Source organism: Kamptonema formosum PCC 6407, from assembly GCF_000332155.1.
GTDB lineage: Bacteria > Cyanobacteriota > Cyanobacteriia > Cyanobacteriales > Microcoleaceae > Kamptonema > Kamptonema formosum.
Genome location: NZ_KB235903.1, coordinates 2,443,656 through 2,462,364 on the forward strand (window position 1 = coordinate 2,443,656; position 18,709 = coordinate 2,462,364).

Below are 18,709 nucleotides of genomic sequence, written 5' to 3' on the forward strand. Positions count from 1 at the left end.
GGAATAGGAGTTGAGAAACCTAAATATCAGCCTCTTTCCTATAAAGTTAGGCGAATAAGCTTCTTTTAGGAGAGAGATTTAGAGAGAGTAAAACTATATTTAAGGTAAAAAAATGAATCTTTATCATGGGATTTCCGCAGCATTAACAGGTGCCGCTATTGTGCTAGTTCAACCTCAGCCAGTAGCCGCCTTAACTGCTAATCAAGTTAACAGAATTGCCTCAGAGTTTACAGTATTAATTGATGGAATAAATCCTGGTTCTGGAGTAATTGTTGCTAGAAATGGCAATGCTTATTATGTCCTGACGGCTAAGCACGTTGTAGCCACAGAAGATGAATATGCGATCGCGACTCCTGACGGTAAACGATATCCTTTAAACTACCGTGCTGTCAGAAAATTACCAGGTTTAGATTTAGCTTTGTTGGAGTTTACAAGCAACCAAAACTATAAAGTTGCAACTCTGGCTAATTACGATTATGATGCGAGATTTAAGTATGTTTTCGTTTCTGGATGGCAAGAGTCGAAACTACCGATCGCCAATAGAAGGCGTTTGTTTAATGCTGGATTATTGATTAGCAACGATTACAAGTTGGCTTTTATTAAAGACGCTGTTTCTGAGGGTTACGAGCTTTTCTATACTAATATAACTGAGGTAGGAATGAGCGGTTCTCCTGTGTTAGATACTCAGGGGCGAGTGATTGGTATTCATGGACAGTCTGAAGGTGAGAAAATATATGATGCTAAGTCGAGAGAGATTTATCGCGTTAAGCTTGGGTTCAGTTCTGGCGTACCTGTAGCAAAATTTTTGAGAGCTATTCAGCAGTCAGGAATTAAGTTAAGTTTGAAAGTAGAAAGTTCCCCACCTTTGGAGTTAACTCAACAAGAATCTCGCTCGATTGAAGCTTTTTTACAAGCTCCTACTGCTGCGGGTAGTTCTAATGCTGTTGATTGGGCAAATCGCGGTAATGAATTATATCGTTTAGAGCGATTGGAAGAGGCACTTTTAGCTTTCGATAAGGCAATTAAAATTAATTCTGATTTTTATCCAGCTTGGTACGGGCGCGGCAATGTGTTAGCTTCAATGGAACGGTATCAAGAAGCGATCGCGTCTTATGACCGCGCGACTAAAATTAAGCCTGATTTCCATTTGGCTTGGCGCGATCGCGGTGCTTTGCTAGCTTTTTTGAAGCAAGATCGAGAAGCTTTGGCATCTTTCGATCGCGCGCTTCAATTTAAACCTGATGACTATGTTGCTTGGTATATTCGCGGTGATTTGCTAGCGGGAAATTTGCAGCGTTACGAGGATGCGATCGCGTCTTATGACCAAGCCATCAGAATTAAACCAGATTTCGCACCCGCCTGGACTGGGCGAGGCGAGGCGCTTTACGATTTGAGACGGTATCAAGATGCGATCGCATCTTTAGATAAGGCAATTCAAATCGATCCCAAGCAAGGGGAAGCCTGGACTCTCAAAGGAACGCTATTGTTGGAGTTGGAACGGTATTCTGAAGCAGTGCTAGCTTACGATCTTAGCATTGCGATCGCACCTGACAACTATCAATTATGGATGCTGAGAGCGGCCGCGCTTGTGGGTCTCAAACGCGAGTCTGAAGCGCGAAAATCTGCACAACAAGCTCTGAAGCTTAAGCCTAACGATCCTGACATTTTAAACTTTATTGATGCCATAGGCCCAAGGGGTTTAATTTCAGACTCAGCTAATCCTGGTTTGAATCGGCCGCGCTATGAAAGACCAAATCCTTCTAAACCAACACCTGGTTTGCTCTGGTAAATGGGAGGTGTTTGATTTTCGATGCCAGAATTTTGCATAATGGAAGTGGATATTTTTCACTCTGCTAGTACCAATTTTTGTAAGCAACCCCGGTCTGAAGACACGGGGCTTCAGCAAATAAACTGAAGCCGTGCTTACCCGCCTAAGTCTTAATTGACTACGTTATTGGGGTCATAACACCGAAGAATGCGACGCTAGTTTTCCGCTCTGTTGTTTGCAGTTAAATAGTCTTAAGGTCACTGAGACAGTGCTGCCAGCGTAAAAAGCCCTGATAACATTGGCAAAGCGAACTTTACGAGAAATCGAAGGGACACAACAATGTCTATCCAACCAAATTACGTTTTTGTTTTAGATGCCAACCGCAAACCACTAACACCATGCAAACCATCTTTGGCACGCAAGCTGTTAAAAGCTGGCAAATGTAAAGTTTTTCGACTTTATCCTTTCACGATGATTTTGAAAAAAGAGGTGATTCAAGACCCGCAGCCTGTCACTTTAAAGATTGACCCTGGTTCAAAAGTTACTGGGTTTGCTCTAATTTTAGATTCTAATCTGATCTGGGTAGCCGAATTAACTCATCGCGGCCAAGTAATTAAGGCTTTGCTAGAGTCTCGTCGCTCTCTACGGCGCGGCCGCAGAAGTCGGCACACAAGGTATCGTCAGGCGAGGTTTTTAAACCGAACCAGACCTAAAGGTTGGTTAGCTCCTAGCCTTCAACACCGCGTAGAAACGACTTTAACTTGGGTAAACAAGTTGTCAAGACTTGCACCAATTAAAACAATTTTTCAAGAATTAGTCAGATTCGATTTACAAAAAATGGAAACCCCAGAGATATCAGGAATTAAGTATCAACAAGGGGAGTTACAAGGTTACGAAGTCCGTGAGTATCTTCTTGAAAAATGGGAGAGGAGATGTGCTTACTGTGGCGAGGAAAATATACCGCTACAAGTTGAACACATTCAACCTAAATCATCAGGTGGAACCAATAGGATATCTAATCTGTGCTTGGCCTGTGAATCTTGTAATACCAAGAAAGGGACTAAAGACATCAAGGTATTTTTGGCGAAAAAGCCCGATGTTTTGAAGAAAATCTTGTCACAAGCTAAGCGCCCGTTGAAGGATGCCGCTGCTGTCAACTCAACCCGATGGGCTTTATTTAATCGCCTAAAAGAAACAGGTAAGATCATTGTCACGGGTTCTGGCGGAATGACCAAATTCAACCGCCTACGGTTGGAATTACCAAAAACCCACTTCTTTGACGCCGCTTGTGTAGGCGATACACCTAATATTTCCGTATTAGCAAATCAGCCTCTAAATATCAAAGCCACTGGGCATGGCTCAAGGCAGATGTGTCGCACAGACAAGTTCGGATTTCCGTCTCGGTATGTCCCTAGATTAAAATTTGTTAAAGGTTTTCAAACAGGTGACATTGTAAAAGCTGTTGTTACTTCTGGTAAAAAGATTGGCACTTATACGGGTAGGGTCGCTGTTCGCTCATCTGGTAGTTTTAATGTGTCAGCAGTTCAGGGATTAATTCAAGGAATCAACCACAAATATTGTTTTTCTATTCATCAAAAGGATGGATATAACTATGGATTTTGAGACTATTGACGGGACACTAAAGTATCCCGCGTCCTTTTTCCTCCCAGGGCTAAAGCCACTGGGTTTCCAAGCTCCCGTGAGGTTTTTATGATAGCAAATTTCATTAAACCCATTTTACATCGTCTGCTCAGCCCGATCGTAATTTTAATCCTGGCTTGTATGTGGGTACTACTGAGCGCTACTCCTGCTTTTGCATTGCCGAAAACAAATATTAATTACACTAACATTAACTTGTCAAATCGCGATTTTTCTAAAGCTGATTTAGCCGGAGGAACTTTTGTTGCTGCTGAGATGCGAAATACAAATTTTGAAGGTGCTGATTTGACTAACGCAATTTTAACTAAGGGAGTTTTGCTCAATGCCAATTTGTCAAATGCAAATCTCTCCGGTGCTTTAGCAGATAGGGTGACATTTGATGGTGCAAATTTAACTAATGCTAATTTTACAGAGGCTATTTTGACTCGGACTAGGTTTTACGATACAGCAATTTCTGGTGCTGATTTTACTGATGCAATTATTGACTCATATCAAGTTAATTTACTGTGCGAGAAAGCAGAGGGCGTAAATTCAGTTACGGGGGTTTCTACGCGCGAAAGTTTAGGATGTCGGTAAAGGTTATAGGACTTAACGCTCATGGCTCTAAAAACCCGGTTTTTGAGAAAAGCTGTAGGTTCGGGCGAAGTATAGCAACCGCCACAATGGTTAGGAATTTTTGATTGCCCAAACCATTTCTACTCCTCCTGCCTCCTCCTATATTTTCCTCAAAAAACGCTGTTTCTTTGGTTGGGTGCGTAAGTCCTGCGCTATAGGATGTCACCATTTAAACAGTATTATTTGTGGCTGCGATCGCCACCCATATCCCCTCTTTTTTTATCTCTCTATTCATCGCTCTCTTTATCTATTTGTGGTTGCCGTTTCTTACGGAAAATTCCAGTCATATTAATGCCACTGACCAGCATCAATATAGCTCCCAAACCAACCAAAAGTACATAAATGGGCATTAGAAATTCTCCCAGGTATTCTCCTTGGTGAATCTTCATGAAAATCTCTCCTACCTCATCGGACATTTGAAACCAACTGCTGCCAATTCGGTAGATTAAACCTGTCACTGCACTGACTGCTAAAGGTAAGAAAATAATTGGTGCAGCTATACGGTGAACTTTACGAAAATCAAGTTTAGCATCTGGTCGTTCACGACGATTTGCACCAAAAAGTTTGGTCATTGTTAGACCAGTAACAATTAGTCCAATCGTTCCCAAAGCTAGTAAAAGTACATAAACTGCTCTGAGTTTATATCCGAGATAGCTTCCTTGGTGAATATCCATAAAAAGATGAATATCCATGAAATTTTGGGTTCCATCCTCTTCCATACCTAACCAACTTTCTGCTAGCCGATAGGCAACTCCCGTTAAGGCTGTTAATAGTAAAGGGATGAATATAATCGGTGAAATTTGGCGATGCAGTTTACGAAAGTTAACGTTGACCATCTATGAATATCCTTTTTGTCAGTTTTTTGTTGTTTATAAATCAGACTAGCACTATTGTGTCAGCGTCAGGATATTTTATCAAGACTTACGCACGATCGCAGTAGGGCGTTACGGATAGTTTTGCGTAAGTCCTATTTATGCTGAAATCCTTTACTTAAATTTACTTGGACTGACAGAGGAGCGTCAGTTCTATCTATTTACATTTTATTACTTATATTCCTGCACACAAGATAGTTACGTCAAGTCTCCTTAGTTACCTAAAGTAAAAAAATTGCATTTCCTACAAAATCAATTAATATTTTAACACAATCAAGACTTACGCACCCCACCAAAGAAACCAGTTTTTTTACAAAAATACTTCGTTCTGCCTTCTACATAATAGCCTTTTGCCTCCTGCCTCCTGCTACCAATTACCAATTACCAATTACCAATTACCAATTACCAATTACCATTTTTTACATTTTTTGTAGGGATCGCCAATCCCCGATCGCCTTCTGTGGCCATAACCAGTTTTTGCTCAAAGAAGTAGGTTGAAAACTCTCCGCATCACTCGCTATCACCTGTTCCCGGAGTCTACTTGCTTCGTGCAACAAATCAGTCCGCTGCTGAGGCGACAATCCTCGATCGCGTGCCTGCTGCATCCTTACTAATCCTAATCCAGCATAAGCAGTTAGCGCTTCCTCACTTCTTGTCGAAGGTATCGCCGGGCCAGAAGCAACTGATTGCGGCCCTGTCCTGACAGTTGCTTCCACTAAATCCAGCACTTCCAACCAAACTTGATAAGCTTGATTTAAATTGCCTTCCACATATAAAGCAAAACCCAAAGCATTGCGATACTCCACCGACTCTGGCCGCGATTTCAGAGCACTTTCCCAGTAACGCCTAGCATCATCAACACTATATTTATTATTATTTTGGTCAGATTGAATCGATTGCCAAGCTAAGCGACCCCAGAGAAACTTAATTTCCGGGTTGTCCGGCGCTGTTTCCGAAGCCGCCGTGAGAGCAACTTCAGCGTGTTTTAGCGCTTGTCGCCGTTTAGGATCTAAGAGTTCTTCTACAGCTTGTTGTCCTTCAGAAAGCTTACCTTGATTAAACTTTTGGATTGCGATCGCTTGCACCTGAGAACTACTAGCTACTTTGAGATTAACAACCTCCGCGTTTGGGCCCACAGAGTCCGTAATTGGTGGTAATGCGATCGGCAACATTTCCCCAGGTTTGGGCCCTCGGTTTTGCCAAAACCACAAACCCAACACCATTGATGCCACAATACCCGTTGGAAATAAGCAATAAGCCCATGCTAAAGATTTTTTCTTGTGTTTTCCCGCTTTCACAGGGGATGGTTTTAAACGCGCCGATTTGCTAGGTAATTGCTCTGCCTGCGGATTGGGCTTTTGGCGAGAATTGGTATTAGCAGGTTGTGGGATTTGAGATGGAGAATTTCGCTTAAACGACGAAGGAACAGAAGAAGGACTTTGAGATTGAGCAATACTGTTACTATGCTCCTGTTTCTGTCTCCTCTGACTTAAAGCCTCCTCTCTTTGGGATTCATTATTAGCTAGCTGATGCCTGAAATTAGCAATTAAAGCTGAATTTTCAGCCTCATTGCCCCAATCATCTTCGTCATCAGCGAAATCCCCAAAGTCTGTCACCAAAGGACTTTCTATTTCCTCATCAGGCGCAAGTCCGTCGTATCCAGCCAGATTTTCCTCTGATTGCTGACCGTGACGGAGAGCAGGATAAGATGGCGGATAGCTCAAATTGCCTGTTAAAGTCGCATCTACTCCCTTCGCTTGAGCCCAAATCCCAGTTTGCGCCCCAGTCAGATAGCCGTCAAAATCTGAATGCAGATACAGAATCGGTAAGGCCCAGTACAACTGATGAGAACCGTAAGCAGAAATTAAACCCGCCCTTGCTCGGCTCAAACTCAGATCCACCGGATAACCTTGATTCAGGTTGCGGTAAAATAAGCGCGTCAGAGTTAAAGCTACTTCATCGGGAATGCGTTCGGCCATCGCTAACACCGCAGGAATGCCGCGCTTCACCAGCGCTTCTGCTAAATTGCGTTCTCCAGTGTCATCCCCATCAAAGCGATCGCCATAGGCACTTCGACAGGAATTGAACACGGCCATTTGAATGCCATTGTTAGCTAATAAACCTGCTAAATCATCGCCACTTAAGGTTTCAGTTAAACCTGTCCTGTCGCTGACCAAGTAAAGTTCGCCGCCTCTAGCTGCGAGATTGCTGTGACCGGCATAGTGTAGAACTTGATATTGTCCTTGTTCTAAGGCTTGAGTAAGCTGTTCGCGATCGGGTTGTTCTAGGATTGTTAATTGAATTTGCGGGGCATAAACATTATTTTCAAGAGTAGCCCGGTTTTGGAGTTCCTGTTGGAGGTGGAGGGCTTCTCTTTTGAGCTGTAAGCTGTCTTGGTCGTTGGGGGCCGCGATCGCCATTAATATTTTTAGAGGCTGCTGAGGCGCAAGTATTCGCCTCTGCTTGAGCAAACTGACACCCGGTTGATAGCGGGAAAAAATCACATCCGTACCAGTAGCCAAAGGGCGATCGGCAGCGTGCAAAACCTCCCAAGGCAAACGCGGCAAACGTCGGCCTTTGAGTCCCAAACGCAACTGCAACACCTCTCGGCGGTGTTGGGCGATCGCTTGGGCGCAAGTCCAGCTATCCCGGAGATTGCCTTGAAATAGCCCATTATAAAGCTGTTGACCGAGAGCCGTCAGATTCGGTCTAGGACTGGTTTTGAGAGATGGGGTGGCAATTTCTGGTTTTGCCTTCCTTTGTCCCTGTGCGATCGCAACTTTTCCCTCAAGCAAACCTAGCAAGGGGTCATTCATCAGTTGTTCGGCAAGGGTAAGCCACTCTGCTACTGGCCAAGTCACTAATTCTTCTGCCAATAGTACGCCAGGTGCAACCCTTTCCGTCCGCACGAGATATTCATCTTCCCCAACTGGGGTAACAGATAACAAAAATTCTTGGGTCACAGATTTAGTGCCCTCCCGATCGATTCTTTAATTGCCCCTGTGTTTATGGTCTGCATTAGCAATTGCTAAGCCTCTCTATGACTAATTATGACGAAGGAAGAAGGAAGAGAAATCTCCCCTTTACCTCAATAAGGTTGAGATCGGACAGTTGTGGAGGCTAAAGCCTGTGAAAAACAGATACTGCGATCGCTTCGTTCCTCGCAATGACAACCGCTAACTGAACCCTATTGCCTTTACCCTTTTCTCCTTCCCTTGCTATTTGACGCAGAAACCGGGTTTTTGGCCCCGCGTCTGCAAGTCGTAGCTAAATCAATAAAAGTTTCTTGATATAGTGGTGGGAGATAAGCGATCGTACCTATAAGTTGGTAATTTCTTAGACTTTCTGAGCTTTTCTAAGTGTTAAGTTCGCGATCGGGAAATTAGCACTCAGCAGTCACAACTCAAGACTAGAAACTTTTTTGCCTTTCTCTCACCGTTGCTGACATTTTGCACCCTTGCCAAACTTTGTCTCAAACTTTAGTCCTTAACTTCTAGGGTAAAGTCTCGTAAAGGAGATTTCCCACCGGATTTTTAGTCCTGTTTAAAGGAATTCAGGCATTAGGCCTGTATTTCAGGGTAATTCTGAAAATTTTTTAACTATTAATTGTTAACTGTTAACTGTTAACTGTTAACTGTTTGATATACTGCTTCAGTACAGGTGGCAAAGTATAAAGATTGTCTTGTTTTTCGATGAAGCAACGCCGCGATAGAGATTGCAGTGCATTTAGTAAATCAGATAATGATATTTGTCCTTGTTCTAGTAATTTTGCTAGGTTGACAGGATGGCTTTCCTTAGCTAATAAGTATAAAACTTGTTTTTCCAATTCGGATAAGCGATCGCACTGTTCCTGTAAAATATCTTTCAAATCTTCGGGTAACAATATAGCATCATCTGGTAATAACTCAGTCATGTATCCTCCCAACTCTTGAATTAGAGTCGCCACGCTTTTTAACCATAAAGGATTGCCTTCATAGCGCTGAATGAGTTCTGAGTAACTATCTATTTCTCCTAATCCATAATCTCTCAATATCTCCCGTCCGGCAGCGATATCTAAACCAGTGAGTTGTAGGGTACGAATAGAAGTAGTTTGGCTTTTAACTTGAGGGATTTCTCTGGGTTGTTCCCAACCTATTAGCAAAAAGCAGCTTTGATGGGATAATTTTTCTATTTGTTTTAAAAAGGAGCGATATTCTTCATGCTCTGGTTTATATTTTCCTGCTAATTCACCGCTACTGAAAAGATGGTGAACGTCATCTAAGACTATTAAAGTGCGGTACTTTTGTAAATACTTAATTAGGGGTAAGCGTTTCGGGTTAGTTGCAGGAGAATCTAGCTTTTCTGACTCGGAGAAAAGCTGGATTAGTTCGTGTTGAAATTCGTCGAGGGTGTGGGATGCGTCTATGGTGCGCCAAATTATGTAATCAAATTCATCTTTTATTTGTTGTACGAGTTGTACTGCTAGGGATGTTTTGCCGATGCCGCTGATACCAGTGAGGGCGATGAGGCGGCTGTGTTGTTGTACAATCCAGTTGGTGAGGGTTTGGAGTTCAGGAGTGCGATTGTAGAAAGTGCCTAATTCTGGCATCTCACTTAAATCTTGATGTGGAGTTTCAGGTTGTTTTGTATTAGATGTTTCTTGATTTGGTGGGTGTGAGTTTGGTGGTTCTGGTGGGTGTCTGGGTTGTTCACAGAAGTTAATGTTACCAACTCGGACATGATCTTGTACAACATTTGAAAATAGGGAGATTTGTAACCTCTCCATCGCTGAGCGAAAATTCTTTTTATTGATATCTTCTCCTAACTCTTCTGAGAGTAATTGCCATAGTTGTGAAGCTGCATTCCTAACACGACTTTCAGAACAGTCAAAGTCTTTGGCTACGTGCTTGTATGTATCGTGTTGTAGAGTTGCTTTCAGTACCGCCTCTTGTAAATCGTCAAGGTGTTGACCCGTTTTCTCAAAGACTATGCGATCGGCGAGGTTTAACATTTCCTTAAGATTCATCGGCTTAAGAGGCTGGGATGATTTTGTGTATTATGGCACAGTTTTAGACATTTTAGTATATTTTTAGATATTTTGGTATGTAACTAGATTTAAAGAGACTTAAGTTAGCGGAAATTTGGGTGGCAAAATAGGATGTTTTGGGACTAGACAAAGCTTTAATTTATACTGATTATGGTAGGAATATCAAAGGAAAAGTGTGGGGATAAAACGGTTGTTCTTTTATACATTACAATGGCGTGTTAGATCGCAAGTGCGGTCTAATTATTAGTTCTACTAGGAATTTTAATTGAACGAATAAGCCTATATTTATGATGAGATATTTTTCCTTATGAGCCTCGAAAATATATGGACTTGGGCAGATATAGTTCAACTTGCCGCAGGCTTTGTCTTGTTTATGATGGGTATCTGGATAGGCAAGAAACAGGAGAAGTCAGTTAATCTAACAAAAAATCTTACGGAAGAGATTAAATCTCTTCAAACTGGACTATCAGAATTGGAAATGTATGAAAAAATTGGCGTAATTGGATGGGGATTAAACCGAACTTCTCATGGAGAAAAGGATGCAGCGCCAGCACTACTTTATGATTGTTTGGCCGTATTGCCAATATTAGAGTTTTCTGGTGAACGTCTTGCCAATAATTATATTGATCTCCTGCGTAAATCTTTAGACTTATTAACCGAGTATTCACTTGGTAATAAACCAATGTCTGTTATTTTGATTGACTACTCATTAATAGAAATCAAAAACCTTGAGCGTAAGGGACGTAAAGAGCTGGCGGAGGAAATGATGAATGCTTTAGCAAGATACTTAGACAGTTTGAAATCTAAAAACAAACAAAGAATGACAGAAATTAGCGCTCATTTCTTATCGGAAGAGTCGGTGAAGCAGCTTTTGAGTTTAGAAGGAGGTGACACCTTGAAAATCATGAAATTGTTAAATAGTGTTGACAGAAAATGTTAAGTTATTATGGTTTCGACTGAAATTCCTTTTTTTATCTTTGAATCATTTTTTAATGGATCGATCAGAGTTCAACTTGATTGGAAGAGATTAAGAAATGAGCAAGTTAATGTTAGCTTGATGGTCTGCAATGAACTAGAAAATCCTTCAGATTGGTATTTACCATGGTATTTCAATGATATAGATGAGGAAGTAAGTTACTTAGTGGCCAATGCAAGTCCACTGACATTAGCTGATATTCCCAAGGCTATAAATCGTCTCAATAGTAAGCGTAGAGACCAAATTCAAGAGCTATTAAGTGGATTTATAAATACAACTAAACAACCAGTTCAAATTGTGATTGCAACATACGCATTGCCAGATGGCAAACACTTGATAATAGATGGCAACCATCGTTCCTCTGCTCTTATTATTGCTGGAGTTAAAGCTAGATTAATGGTTTTTGAGGTGTTGGGAAATCTTGACAAAGAATTACTTCCAGATTTATGTCACTGGAAAGACTAGAGTAGATGTTCTTGAACGTAGGATATAAACCAGGTTTCTCAGATAACTAAAACATCGCAGCCGAGATTTTATTCAGAAACCCGATTTCTCACCCCCACGCGCCTCGCCAAAACAAAGCGCGTAGGCGCAGCCAGGCGTAGGCATCGCCACTCTCCTGTAGTTTGGGTTGAGAGACGAAACCCAAAATTCACCTCCGAAACTCGTAGGGTAAGCAATATTCACTTTGTTTACCAATAAGGTATCATAAAGGAGTTCCTTAAACTCAGTGTAGCGAGCGAGAGTTAGACTATGCAAACAATTCTTTTAAGTCGCGAAGAAGTTGGAGAACGTGCAAAGAAATTGTACGAAAGCACCATCCGTCAACAAGTAGAGATCGACAAAAACATTGGCAAAATGGTCATCATCGACTTTGAATCAGGAGACTACGAAGTAGATGAAACTGGGTTAAAAGCAGCCCGCAAACTCAGCGCAAAACATCCAAATGCCAGTCTATTTGGTATCCGCATTGGATACAATGTAGCTGTATCATTCGGTGGAGTCATGGAGCGTGTCTATAAGTGATTTCCGGCATTGTAACTGATGGACACGCAACCGTCACATTGATATTTCTACTCTTCAACGGCTCAACTCTACCGATTGAATTTGTCGTCGATACCGGATTTACCGGACATCTTTGCTTGCCTTCAGAAACGGTTTCATTATTGAGGCTACCTTTTATATACGATTACTGGGAACTGCTTTGCTAAACGATCAAGAACTTGTGATTCAGTTCACCGAAGGCGGGTTGGTGACGATCGATGAGTTATATGCGTAGGCGTTGCCAGCGGCTGGCATCGCACCTTTCTTAAGAAACCGGGTTTCTCAGATAACTAAAACATCGCCGCCGAGATTTTATTCAGAAACCCGGTTTCTCACCCCCACGCGATCGCTTTTGAGCGCTGCCATCAATTGCGATCAACTATTGTTATACGTTATACTATTTATGGGAGTTTCAGCTTGCCAACACAGCAACAGCTAGTAACAGCAGCATTCCTCTGTCAATTGCTTTCTAATTTATACCAGCCCATCCAAGTTTTCCGTTACGATCGGAGGTTTAAAACAATCTATATGCAGGCGGGAATTAATGATGATATTGCTCTTGTAATTGATGAAGATGGGAGTTGGGAGTTTGTTCTATGATTCCAAATCTGTCAATAATGACAAATGCTGAGTTAAAACGATATATTTCTGAACATCGGAATGATAGTCAAGCCTTTGAAGCAGCAATGGAAGTCTTGATGAGTCGTCGGAATCCCGCCAATCGTCATCCCTATCCGTTTGAACTAGCAAATCCTGAGATTGAGGTTGAAGCTATTTTCAAAAGAAAGCTGAATCATGTTGAGTAAGGGATTAACTTTAGGAGTCAAAGGATCGACGATAAACTGCTTAATACAAATATTTGTATCCAGTACGCATCGTAGCGGAACAGTCATCTGTTGCGATCCTCTCGAATCAAAACAGTGCTATCTGTTAATCCAAAATCCCTTGGATTAACTCTAGGACGACTGCGAATCCTTTGTAGGATTGCTGACGTTAGTTGGCTTTCTTGCGCCCGATCTATCATCACTTTGTCGGACTCAAACGATCGCATTAATAGATGAATCACTGCCTCATTGAGAGTAAAATTTTTTTCAGAGGCAAGACATTGAATACGACTGTATAATTCATCGGGTAGATTTTGAATCTGAAGTGTAGCCATTGCCATTGATCGTAGTTAGGTTATTTATTATATCACAGTTTAACTCAAGCGTCAATGTTCAGAAACCGGGTTTCTCACTCCCATGCGATCGCACCTTTCTTACCCAAGAAACCGGGTTTCTTAGATAACTAAAGCATCTCATCCGAGATTTTGGAAAAGAAACCCGGTTTCTCACCCCCAGGCGCGATCGCGCAACCAGCCGCAGACATCGCCCCAAAAAAGCGCCTATTCTCTAATCCATCTTTAGGCTGATGACTTGTTGCTAATAATTAGTTACATATCGCTGATTTTTATAACCAGTTTAAATCTCTATAAACTGATGAGGTTGCGACTTGATTTCAGGACGATTTTTGATTGGTCGTAGGAGATGTTATATTTACGCTCCAAGGTGGGTATACTTTTATTTGATCGGCATAAACAGACTTATAAAGGGTGCAGTTAATAATCCTTAACTGAGTTTAAGCTCAATCTTTAAGGATGGTTAAAGTAAGTTAAATATAGCACAAGTTAAGGTACTCGATCGCCATATTGCTCTCAAGCTTGATGGTGTGTATTTTTTGGCGATCGCACATCACCAAGATAATTAAATCGTTAAGTATTTAGGAATGTCTATTCCTCAATACTTAATTAATAACAGTAAATATTGTTTTTCCTTTTGCAAGCGCAGACAGGAAAAAGTTTAGTTTACTACAGGATTTAGATGAATTAATTCTCATCTGAATCCTGCAAAATTATGGCGAAAATTGAAGGTGTAAACGCCCGAAGCTTTGCTGTGTCTGCTTAAAGCTATTGGTAAATATTAGCTGGAATGGGTAGTTTTCAAATCTTTAACTAAAATTACTTGCCCTTCAAAAAAAATCAGGCTTTAATAGAGATACCCTGCGGTTTTGACCTAAATTCGATTGCGTTCAACAATCTACTCTGTTTTCTGGAAAGACAACGATGGCAGACGAAATCTTAGAAGCCAATATTGTAGGAATACCTATTCCTGAAGAAGGTATAACTGCAATTCCAACGATTAATTCAATCAATGCAACCATTATTTCCAATCAGATCGGTTCTCCTGAAGAGGGGAATATCAAAGATGACGATGATGATGATGACGATGACGATGATGACATCATCAATGGTACTAATGACAACGACCTGATCGTAGGCGGTACCGGGGGCAAGACGTTATATGGCAACAAAGGTGAGGACACCTTGCAAGGGGGAACAGGCGGTAATGTCCTCTACGGTGGCAAAGATAATGACACCTGCATCGGCGGCGAGGGTAACGATGTTGCCAGTGGTGACGATGGCGATGACGTAGCGATGGGTAACGGCGGTGACGATCGCGTTACTGGCGATCTAGGCGATGACACCGCTTTTGGTGGCAAAGGCAAGGATCGCTGTGAAGGTGGCGATGGTACTGACTGGGTACATGGCAACCAAGATGATGACGACGTTAGCGGCGGTGATGGTAGCGATTCCCTCTACGGTGGCAAAGGTAACGACATCTGTGATGGCGACGATGGCAACGATACCATTAGTGGCGATCGCGGCAACGATACCTGTAGCGGTGGCGCAGGCAATGACAGCATCTCTGGCGGTGGGGGTAACGACAGCATCGTTGGCGAACAAGGTAGCGATACCTGTATCGGCGGTGATGGCAACGATGTAGCTGACGGCGGCGATGACAACGACAGCATTGTTGGTGGCGGCGGCGATGACACTCTCATGGGTGGCGATGGCAACGATGCCTGTAGCGGCAATGAGGGTGACGACAGCATTAGCGGCGACGCAGGAGATGATTCTCTTCTGGGTGGCGACGGCAACGATGTTTGTGAAGGTGGCGCTGGCGATGATAGCCTCGTCGGTGATAGCGGCAAAGATACCCTTGTCGGCGGTACAGGCAACGACGCTTGTGATGGCGGGACTGGTAGCGATAGTATTGTCGGCGGCGACGGCAACGATACTTGTTTGGGAGATGATGGCGATGATACTATCTTGGGTGGAGGTGGAGACGACTCCCTTAATGGTGGTGCAGGTAACGATGCGATCGCAGCCGGTCAAGGCAATAACAGCTTAGAAGGTGGCGCTGGCGATGACAGTCTAGAAGGTGGCGACGGCGACAACAGCCTTTCTGGAGGAGAAGGTAACGATACCTTAACTGGCGGTACAGGCAACCATACCTGTGTTGGCGGCGCGGGTAACGATGTCTTTATCATCAAAAACGTTACCAGCGGCGGCAAATCAACGATCGCAGACTATACAGATAACAGCGATAAATTCCTACTCGCAGGGGATTTCAGCTTCAGCAGCTTATCCATCGTCCAAGTTGGTGTTAATACCGAGATTCGTGGTAGCAGTAACTTTGTACTGGCAGTACTTTTGAACGTCAGCGCCACGGTACTCGAAGCCAGCGACTTCTTCCAGAGTGGAAATAGTACCACATCACCTGTGGGGACAACGAACACGCCTCCCGTATTGGAAGCCAACAAAGAATTAGCGATCGCAGCCGGTGGCTTCCAAACCATCACATTTGAATCTCTGCGATTCTTTGATTCTGAGGATGGCGTTAGCGGTATCACTTACAAAATTACGCAACTACCAACTGCTGCCCAAGGCCAGCTATTCTATAACGGCCAAGCGATTACCTCCACCGACTTCACCTTTACCCAACTCGATATCAACCTCCGCCTGCTGACATTCCAAGCTGCGGCTGGATTTACTGGTGATGCCAGCTTCAGCTTTGACGTGAGTGATGGCAAAACCACCATCAGCGGCCAACGGTTAAAGATTTCAGTCGTAAATACGATCTTTAATTTTGTCGGCAATACAACTCCGCAAGTAATTACCGGTTCCCCGCTAGGCGATGATATCCAAGCTGGCGATGGCGGCGATGACATTAAAGGCGGCTTGGGTAAAGACAAAATCAAAGGCGGTACAGGTGACGACAAAATCGAAGGCGGTGACGATGATGACGACATCGAAGGCAGCGAAGGTAAAAATACCCTAACTGGAGGTGCCGGTCGCGATCGCTTCATCTATCGCAAAGCCCGTCAAGGCGTAAATGCGATCGCAGATGCAGATTTGATTACCGATTTCAATGCCAGCGAAGATTTTCTCGAATTTTCTGCCGCTGCTTTCGGCAATATCAGCATCTCCAGTTTCACTAAACTGACGATTACTTCTAGCTTCTCAGGCATCATCGGCAGTTCTAACTTTCTAGACTTCAGCGACGATACCAGCGTCACCGACATTGCCTCCTTGCAAGCCCGATTTGCGGCCCTTGGCGGCAATAGCGGCCCCGTCTTCTGCCAATTTACCGATGCTACTACAGGCCGCAGCGTCTTAGTGTTCTCAATTGGCACTCGCTTTGAGATTGTTGCCCAATTCTCAGCCCGCATTACTCTCAGCATCAGCAACTTTGTCTTTAGCGGGCCATCAGTTACGGTTCCTCTGGGCACTGCTGGCGCTGATATTGTCAACCTGGGTACATTTCCCGCCCCCGTTAAATACGACGGTTTGGGAGGAAATGACAGCATCATCGGTAGCGACTTTGACGACGAAATTGACGGCGGCGACGGCGATGATTACATCAATGGCGGCAAAGGCAAGGATAAAATCAAAGGCGGTTTGGGTAACGACCAAATCCTGGGTAGCGAGGCCGATGATTCCCTTTATGGCGATGACGGCGACGATACCATCATCGGTGGTATTGGCCGAGACTGGCTGACAGGTGGCACTGGTGCCGATGTTTTCTCTTACATTACTACCAAAGAAGGCGGCGATAAGATTGTTGGCTTTACTTCTGGAACCGATAAATTCCAGTTCGTTTCTGCGGCCTTCGGCAATCTTAATAGCTCAAACTTTGACTTAGTAAATATTACCAGCCAGACTACTGATATTACAGGGAAAGAGCTGTTAATTTTCTCCGGTACTTACGCTAGTTTAGCCTCATTACAGACTCAATTTGCAGCATTGCCAGGGGCAGGTACTTCTCCTGTTTTCTCCTTCTTCCAAAATGCTGCGGGTGAAGGCGTGTTAGTCTTCGATGTCGATGGTACTGGTTCCGCTTCTGCCGTAGAAATTGCTAACTTGGGTACTGGCGTTACCGGTTTGGGTACGGCAGATTTCTTATTCAACGGTACGGTTCCAACTCCGACTGTGGTTTCTACCACCAGCATTGTCAATCTCACCGCAGCAGGTAATACCTATCCTACTGGGAACCTTGATTTCAGCAATAATGTCGGCGGTTACGGCTTTACTGGCCCCCTGTTATTCATTGGCGATGCCAATGCTAACAATGTTACAGGTACGGCCTTTGCTGATTTTATGACTGGCGCAGGTGGTGCAGATTTCTTCACTGGTGGGTTAGGTGGAGATATTCTGACTGGCGGTGAAGGTGCGGATATCTTCGGTTACAAACTTCCCACTGAAGGCGGAGATACAATTACCGACTTTATCGCTGGGGTTGACAAATTCCAGTTTGTAGGTGCAGCTTTCGGCAATTTGACGACAGCTAACTTTGATGCTGTCAGCGGTGTTTCCCCTGATATCGCTGATAAAGAATTAGTCATCTTTACTGGCGGTACTTACGCCAAATTCGAGGACGCGCAAGCGAAGGCAATCGGGGTTTCCACAAGTCCTGGTTTCTTTGCTTTCACTAATGCTGCCAATGAGACACTGTTAGTATTTGACTCCAATGGTACGACTACTGGTGGTTTCACCACTGTTGCCACTCTCAAGAATGGCCCTGTGAATTTGGGGAGTGCGGATTTTGTCTTCAGTGGTACGATCGCACCTACTACTGCTACTACTACGACTCTGAGCAGTATTGCCGATCTCACAGCCGCAGGCAATACCTACCCAACTGCAATTAACGACTTTAGCACCGGCGTTGGTGGTTACGGCTTTAGCGGGCCCGTACTATTTACTGGCAACGCTAGCAATAACAGCGTACTTGGTACTGCTTTCAATGACACTATCTTCGGTGGTGAAGGCGATGACAGTATGTCTGGAGGTAACGGTTCTGATTCCCTCTCTGGCGGTATTGGCAATGATACCCTAATTGGCGGTTTCGGGACGGACGCGCTAGATGGTGGTGTCGGCAATGATGTCTTTGTTTTCAATGGCACTGATGCTGCTGGCAGTGATTTTATTACCAATTACGGCACTGCTGACGATCTAATTCGCCTTGATAGCGTTGGTTTTAGTGGCTTTGGGACAGGGCCTCTTGGTTCTGGTTTCTACGTCTACAACAGCACAGGTTCAACTGTAGCTCAGATTGAGACTACTCTCACAAGTCCGGCGATCGTTGCGATCTATGATGGCACGGTTTCTAAACTTTACTATGACTCTAACGGTTCTACTGTTGGTGGTAATAGTTTGTTCGCTACTGTGGACGCAAACTTCGGCGTTTCTGGTAACTCGCAACTCTTCCTGTTTTAGAGGAAGTTAGCGATCGAGTGGCGATCGCGAAGTAGTTGCTATAAAGTAGGGTGAGCGTTTCTTACCCTACTTTATTTTTTGGTATGGCAGAAGGGAATAGTTTTAGCAATTAAGAACGTATATTTCTTCTAATGTAGCGATCGCAATCCATTGC

13 protein-coding genes are annotated in these 18,709 nt (G+C 43.6%); 9 read left to right on the top strand and 4 right to left on the bottom strand.

Annotation, left to right across the window (positions count from 1 at the left end):
• The first annotated feature begins 112 nt into the window (after nucleotides 1-112).
• The 3 genes from OSCIL6407_RS0115625 (at nucleotide 113) to OSCIL6407_RS0115635 (ending at nucleotide 4,003) form a co-directional block, all read left to right on the top strand.
• Nucleotides 113-1,789 carry a serine protease gene (locus OSCIL6407_RS0115625; protein WP_007357101.1) on the top strand — a complete coding sequence of 559 codons (1,677 nt, stop codon included), beginning with the start codon at nucleotides 113-115 and terminating at the stop codon, nucleotides 1,787-1,789.
• Nucleotides 1,790-2,107: 318 nt separating this feature from the next.
• Nucleotides 2,108-3,391 carry an RNA-guided endonuclease IscB gene (gene iscB, locus OSCIL6407_RS0115630; protein ID WP_007357102.1) on the top strand — a complete coding sequence of 428 codons (1,284 nt, stop codon included), beginning with the start codon at nucleotides 2,108-2,110 and terminating at the stop codon, nucleotides 3,389-3,391.
• Between the two features lie 87 nt (nucleotides 3,392-3,478).
• Nucleotides 3,479-4,003, top strand: a complete 525-nt coding sequence (locus OSCIL6407_RS0115635; protein WP_007357103.1) for a pentapeptide repeat-containing protein — start codon at nucleotides 3,479-3,481, stop codon at nucleotides 4,001-4,003.
• A 266-nt stretch (nucleotides 4,004-4,269) separates the two neighbouring features.
• On the opposite strand, the gene OSCIL6407_RS0115640 is transcribed toward OSCIL6407_RS0115635, so the two are convergent.
• The 3 genes from OSCIL6407_RS0115640 to OSCIL6407_RS0115650 form a co-directional block, all read right to left on the bottom strand.
• The gene (locus OSCIL6407_RS0115640) at nucleotides 4,270-4,878 is read right to left on the bottom strand and encodes a PepSY domain-containing protein (protein WP_007357104.1); all 609 of its coding nucleotides are present in this window, start codon (nucleotides 4,876-4,878) and stop codon (nucleotides 4,270-4,272) included.
• A gap of 455 nt (nucleotides 4,879-5,333) precedes the next feature.
• On the bottom strand, nucleotides 5,334-7,877 hold the full coding sequence (locus tag OSCIL6407_RS0115645; protein WP_007354663.1) for a CHAT domain-containing protein: 2,544 nt from the start codon (nucleotides 7,875-7,877) through the stop codon (nucleotides 5,334-5,336).
• A 653-nt stretch (nucleotides 7,878-8,530) separates the two neighbouring features.
• Complete coding sequence (locus OSCIL6407_RS0115650) at nucleotides 8,531-9,919, bottom strand: NB-ARC domain-containing protein (protein ID WP_026103759.1); 1,389 nt, start codon at nucleotides 9,917-9,919, stop codon at nucleotides 8,531-8,533.
• 328 nt (nucleotides 9,920-10,247) lie between these two features.
• On the opposite strand from OSCIL6407_RS0115650, the gene OSCIL6407_RS0115655 reads away from it, so the two are divergent.
• The 5 genes from OSCIL6407_RS0115655 to OSCIL6407_RS0115675 all read left to right on the top strand — a co-directional run bounded on the left by OSCIL6407_RS0115655 (nucleotide 10,248) and on the right by OSCIL6407_RS0115675 (nucleotide 12,766).
• Nucleotides 10,248-10,880, top strand: coding sequence for a hypothetical protein (locus OSCIL6407_RS0115655; RefSeq protein WP_007354661.1), 633 nt, complete (start codon nucleotides 10,248-10,250; stop codon nucleotides 10,878-10,880).
• A 6-nt stretch (nucleotides 10,881-10,886) separates the two neighbouring features.
• Nucleotides 10,887-11,381 (top strand): ParB N-terminal domain-containing protein, encoded by a 495-nt coding sequence (locus OSCIL6407_RS0115660; protein WP_007354660.1) that lies wholly within the window; start codon nucleotides 10,887-10,889, stop codon nucleotides 11,379-11,381.
• A 288-nt stretch (nucleotides 11,382-11,669) separates the two neighbouring features.
• A complete protein-coding gene (locus tag OSCIL6407_RS0115665; protein ID WP_007354659.1) occupies nucleotides 11,670-11,942 on the top strand; it encodes a hypothetical protein in 273 nt (90 codons plus the stop codon).
• Nucleotides 11,943-12,377: 435 nt separating this feature from the next.
• On the top strand, nucleotides 12,378-12,560 hold the full coding sequence (locus OSCIL6407_RS0115670) for a DUF6888 family protein (RefSeq protein ID WP_019487409.1): 183 nt from the start codon (nucleotides 12,378-12,380) through the stop codon (nucleotides 12,558-12,560).
• Entirely contained in the window at nucleotides 12,557-12,766 is a 210-nt protein-coding gene (locus OSCIL6407_RS0115675) for a DUF6887 family protein (RefSeq protein ID WP_007354656.1), read from the top strand. Before OSCIL6407_RS0115670 ends, OSCIL6407_RS0115675 begins: the two co-directional genes overlap by 4 nt.
• Before the next feature lie 83 nt (nucleotides 12,767-12,849).
• On the opposite strand, the gene OSCIL6407_RS0115680 is transcribed toward OSCIL6407_RS0115675, so the two are convergent.
• On the bottom strand, nucleotides 12,850-13,119 hold the full coding sequence (locus OSCIL6407_RS0115680; protein WP_026103760.1) for a hypothetical protein: 270 nt from the start codon (nucleotides 13,117-13,119) through the stop codon (nucleotides 12,850-12,852).
• Between the two features lie 942 nt (nucleotides 13,120-14,061).
• Between OSCIL6407_RS0115680 and OSCIL6407_RS0115685 the strand changes: the two genes are divergently transcribed.
• The gene (locus OSCIL6407_RS0115685; RefSeq protein ID WP_007354653.1) at nucleotides 14,062-18,555 is read left to right on the top strand and encodes a cadherin-like domain-containing protein; all 4,494 of its coding nucleotides are present in this window, start codon (nucleotides 14,062-14,064) and stop codon (nucleotides 18,553-18,555) included.
• The last annotated feature ends 154 nt before the right edge of the window (nucleotides 18,556-18,709 follow it).